The organism is Propionivibrio sp. (genome assembly GCF_049316945.1).
Lineage (GTDB): Bacteria > Pseudomonadota > Gammaproteobacteria > Burkholderiales > Rhodocyclaceae > Propionivibrio.
Genome location: NZ_JBMOJE010000218.1, coordinates 1 through 4,817, shown reverse-complemented (window position 1 = coordinate 4,817; position 4,817 = coordinate 1). Strand labels below are relative to the sequence as shown.

General features: G+C 56.2%; 5 protein-coding genes. 4 read left to right on the top strand and 1 reads right to left on the bottom strand.

What is annotated here, in order from left to right; translation table 11 throughout:
* Positions 1 to 500: nucleoside deaminase (locus ACOYNV_RS25665; RefSeq protein WP_422902654.1), on the top strand; the 500-nt coding region annotated here is incomplete at its 5' end.
* A gap of 44 nt (positions 501 to 544) precedes the next feature.
* Here the strand turns inward: ACOYNV_RS25665 and ACOYNV_RS25660 are convergent.
* Positions 545 to 1,789: a NupC/NupG family nucleoside CNT transporter gene (locus ACOYNV_RS25660; protein WP_422902653.1), complete on the bottom strand. Its 1,245-nt coding sequence runs from the start codon at positions 1,787 to 1,789 to the stop codon at positions 545 to 547.
* A 277-nt stretch (positions 1,790 to 2,066) separates the two neighbouring features.
* On the opposite strand from ACOYNV_RS25660, the gene ACOYNV_RS25655 reads away from it, so the two are divergent.
* The 3 genes from ACOYNV_RS25655 (at position 2,067) to ACOYNV_RS25645 (ending at position 4,406) form a co-directional block, all read left to right on the top strand.
* On the top strand, positions 2,067 to 2,309 hold the full coding sequence (locus ACOYNV_RS25655) for a hypothetical protein (protein WP_422902652.1): 243 nt from the start codon (positions 2,067 to 2,069) through the stop codon (positions 2,307 to 2,309).
* Entirely contained in the window at positions 2,296 to 3,075 is a 780-nt protein-coding gene (locus tag ACOYNV_RS25650; protein WP_422902651.1) for a L,D-transpeptidase family protein, read from the top strand. The genes ACOYNV_RS25655 and ACOYNV_RS25650 overlap by 14 nt, the downstream gene beginning before the upstream one ends.
* A gap of 62 nt (positions 3,076 to 3,137) precedes the next feature.
* Positions 3,138 to 4,406, top strand: a complete 1,269-nt coding sequence (locus ACOYNV_RS25645; protein WP_422902650.1) for a nucleoside recognition domain-containing protein — start codon at positions 3,138 to 3,140, stop codon at positions 4,404 to 4,406.
* Positions 4,407 to 4,817: the final 411 nt, after the last annotated feature.

Below are 4,817 nucleotides of genomic sequence, written 5' to 3'. Positions count from 1 at the left end.
ACGACGATAGCAAGCTGGTTAAGAAAAATCATGCACTCTTGCCGGAAGGACACGCAATTGAGGAAGCCAAAGCCGGGCAGGACGAGGGCGGCATTCCGATCGGCTCCGTTTTGGTTCATGACGGAAAAATTGTCGGTCGAGGCCACAATCGTCGTGTCCAGAAAGGTAGCGCCATACTGCATGGCGAAATGGATGCCCTGGAGAATGCCGGACGCCTGCCTGCACAGGTTTATCGTGAATCAATTCTCTACACGACCCTGTCGCCGTGTGCAATGTGCTCCGGTGCTATCCTCCTGTATGGCATTCCTAAAGTGGTTATTGGTGAAAACCTTACTTTCACGGGTCAAGAAGACTGGCTACGCGCTCACGGTGTCACCTTGGACATCCGGCAAGACGAAGCCTGCATTGCGCTGATGCAAAGATTTATTGCGAATCAGCCCAAGCTTTGGAACGAAGACATTGGCGAGATTTCGGCAGCCAACGACGCCTCGAATCCATGAATTCCTCCACGGGCATCGGCGGTTTTAAGGATGCTCGGTATGGCTCAGTAAAGAACCCCGACCAGACACCCGCATGACAGGGTCGCCAGGGTTCCAGCAACCAGGGTCCGTGGTCCCAGTTCCAGGATGTCCTGGCGCCGTTCGGGAACCATCGTGGTCAACCCGCCGATCAGGATGCCGAGGCTGCCCATATTGGCAAAACCGCACAGGGCGTAGGTCATGATCAAACGGCTGCGCGGGGCTAAGGCGTCGCTGGGCAGAGCAGCCATATCCAGATAGGCGAGCAGTTCGTTGAGGACCGTTTTGGTGCCCAGAAGAGCGCCGGCGGTAGGTGCTTCGTTCCACGGGATTCCGGCCATCCAGGCCAGTGGCGCCATCAGGATGCCGAGCAGACGCTGCAGCGACCAAGGATTGCTGTCATGCGGCAGCCAGGCTAATCCCTGATTGACCAGTGCCACCAATGCGATCAGCACGATCATTATGGCGACGATATTGAGCAGCAACTGCATGCCTTCGGCAGTACCTCGGGTAATTGCATCCATGCTGCTACCGTCCATCCGGGGCAAGCTGAGATCACTGCCGGTCGGGCTGCCCGTGGGCGGAACCATCACGACCGAGAAGAGGATGGCCGCCGGTGCGCTGATAAAGGAGGCAGCAAGGATATGCCCCAGCGCATCCGGTACGCGCGGGCCGACAATGCCTGCGTACAAGCCCATGACCGTCCCGGCGACGCCGGCCATGCCTGCCGACAGGATGATGAACAACTCGCCTCGTGATACCCGACTGAGATAAGGCTTCACCAGCAGGGGGGCCTCCACCATGCCGACAAAGACATTCGCTGCGGTTGATATGCCAACCGCACCACCAACCCCCAGTGCCCGCTCCAGCAGCCAGGACATCCGGCGAACCAGCCAGGGCAGAATTCGCCAGTGGAACAGCAGTGCCGACAGAGCGCTCATGACAAGCACGATCGGCAGCGCCTGAAAAGCCAATACAAAACTCGCGCCTGGTGTCAATTCCGCATAGGGAAGAGGACCTCCACCCAAATGGCCGAAGACCATCGAAGCCCCCGCACGAGTCGCCCGTTCGAGTGCCAGCAGCGCATCGTTGAACGTCGCGAATGTCGATCGGATCCCTGGTACCTTGAAAAAACAAGCCGCCAGAACGATCTGCAACAGCACCCCGCCGAACACGGTACGCCATGGAACCGCTCGGCGGTTTTCGGATAGCGACCAGGCGATCGCGATAAAACCGATATAGCCAATCAATGCTTGAAGGAGGTCTATCATGGCGCCACGCTATCGGTTGGCATTGACGGCAATCAAGCGATGCCATCTGGCTTGCCTGAGCCAGCAGTCGATTATAGCCAGCGAGTTAGCGAGGGGCGGTACTCTCTGCCTGAACCAACCAAGGTGATTCGCTGGCTTTGCCGGGAAGACAGTAGACGGTTGATTTTTTCGGGTGTCCATCAATGAAACTTCTGGAATGAACTGCCAAGCATACCCGCAGAAAGGAGTTTGACGATGGGCGAATTTGAAACCTGAGCCGTCGCCGGAAGGAAGGTCAATGCCATGGACTGTTTATTACGGCGTGGCGAAGGAGAAAGCGGTGCGCGCCCCTGAGAAACGAGTAGTTCGTTCCGCGAAAACCATTGCCGTTTGCGGTAAACTTGTCGAACCGCAGTGTCCTGTTTTTTCTGGCCTTCGCCAAGCTCAGACCGAACAGCAGATCAACAGCCCTTATCCCCGCAATATTCAATCAATAATCCGCACCCATTCTCGGCTCTGTCGCGTTGATGGCCACAATTGAATCACTACCGACCATGCAGTCTGCGGACTCTCCTTTGGCACCGTCGCGCCAACTGATCCTGGTCACAGCCAACGCTTGGGAAAGTAGCGTGGCCGAGCTGCGGCGTTTCGAGCGTGAAGGCCCCGGTTCGGATTGGAGACTCATCGGCAAGGCCATGAATGTCAGTCTCGGGATTTCCGGTCTGGCTTGGGGGCGAGGACTGCATAGGGAAAGCAATGCAGCAGGGCCATCGAAGCAAGAGGGAGACGGATGTGCTCCGGCAGGGATCTTCGCGATTACGGCATTATTCGGCTGTGCGGGCCAGGATAGCCCTTTTGCGCGATCCGCCAAGCTTCCCTATCTTGGCGCCACACGCGACCTTAAGTGCATCGACGACCCATCGTCGCGTTATTACAACCAGATTGTCGATCAACGCTTTCTGACCGAGATTGACTGGACATCTCATGAAGAAATGCTGCGCAATGATGAGCGATATACCGTCGGTGCGGTCATCGCCCACAATAGCCATTTGCCGACGCCCTGTGCAGGTTCCTGCATCTTCATTCATGTATGGAAAAACGAAGGTGTCCCGACGTCAGGTTGCACAGCAGGTTCTTTGGCCGATATTTCAGAAATATGCCTCTGGCTGGATGGCGCCGCTTCTCCGGTTCTTGTTCAACTGCCGCAATCGGCCTATGCACGCTTCAAGGACGCCTGGACCCTGCCAGCGTTCGCCGGGTGGCCCCCTCCTGCCAGCAACGAATTGAACCGTGACTGTTTTCGCTGACAGTCGTTTTCGACATCGATATACTCCCCATCTTTCAACAACCCTGTCGGCTCCTTGCGTAGTTGAACCGAGCCACACCGACGACTTTGCTCAATCTTGTTTGGGTCTCCTTCATCCTCGTCGGCTTTTTGGCGGCGCTGGTTCAATTGTTGCACGGCGACCTGGAGATATTTTCTCGGGTCTTGACCGGGCTATTCGAATCAGCCAAAACCGGGTTTGACATCTCTCTGGGTCTGGTTGGTCTCATGAGCCTGTGGCTGGGCGTCATGAAAGTGGGTGAGCGAGGAGGGATCATCCAACTGTTTGGCCGTGCCCTCGGTCCATTTTTTCGTCGTGTTTTTCCGGATATTCCCCCTGGGCATCCGGCCAGTGGCAGCATGATCATGAATTTCAGCGCCAATATCCTTGGTCTGGACAACGCCGCGACCCCGCTTGGTCTCAAGGCCATGCGTGAATTGCAGGAACTCAACCCCCGAAAAGACACAGCCAGCAACCCGATGATCATGTTCCTGGTGCTGAACACCGCTGGTATCACATTGATCCCGACTTCGGTGATCGCCATCCGCCAGAGCCTGGCCGTCAAGCAGGGGCTGATCGGTTTCAACGCGGCAGACATTTTTCTGCCAACACTCTTGGCGACCTTTGTTTCCTTTTGTGCCGGCCTGATCGCGGTCGCCATGTGGCAGCGCATCAACCTGTTCTGCCGACCTGTCCTCCTGTTTCTAGGCGGTTTCATTGGGCTGATGGGGTGTCTCTACGCCTGGCTCAGCGCACTGCCAATAGAACAGATGAGTCAGATGATCGGGCTGCTGGGTAGCGGGCTGATCGTGTCGATCATCGTCGTGTTCGTTGGGGTGGCGGCGTGGAAACGGATCGACGTCTATGAAACGTTCGTCGAGGGCGCCAAAGAGGGTTTTGGCGTCGCGGTGCAAATCATTCCTTATCTGATCGCCATGCTGGTTGCGATCTCGGTCTTTCGCACTACAGGCTGCATGGCTTATTTGATTGAAGGAATACGAAGTGCCGTATTGGCCATCGGGCTTAACGATGATTTTGTCCCGGCCTTGCCGGTCGGATTGATGAAAACGCTAAGTGGTAGCGGCGCACGCGGTTTGATGGTCGATGTCATGACCACCTATGGCGTTGACTCGTTTCAGGGGAAACTCGCCGCCATCATCCAAGGTTCAACCGAAACCACCTTCTATGTATTGGCGGTTTATTTTGGTAGCGTCAACATAAGCAAGACTCGCTATGCCTTAGCCTGCGGTTTGATCGCCGATGCCGTCGGTCTGGTCGGTGCGATTCTTATCGCTTACCTGTTTTATTACTGAACGACCCGGCTCAACGCCTGATCCCTGCTTACAGGCTATAGCGTGGGAATCGAGTGCCGAGGGTGACGGCAGGGATGCCCAAGCGCCAGAAATAGTGATGAGTGACCTGCGTCGAACGCCTGCGCATGCTGTGTCCCAATGGTCATCCATGGAAGAACAGCCCGAAGAACATCATCTTCATCATCTTCCGGTGGCGAGACCTGAAGGCCCGTCCCGCCCAACGTGCCGTCAGGTAGGTCAAGATCGCATGATGAAACTGATCGTGAAATCCCTGCCTGGTGCATTGTTGTAGTCGGCGCCGACGAGCAACACCCCATGCCGGTGACAAGGGTCACCCATTTCCACGGCCTAAGACAGTCGAGCATCAACGTCAATTCTCATCCTTAACGGCAACATGATCCACCCATTCGA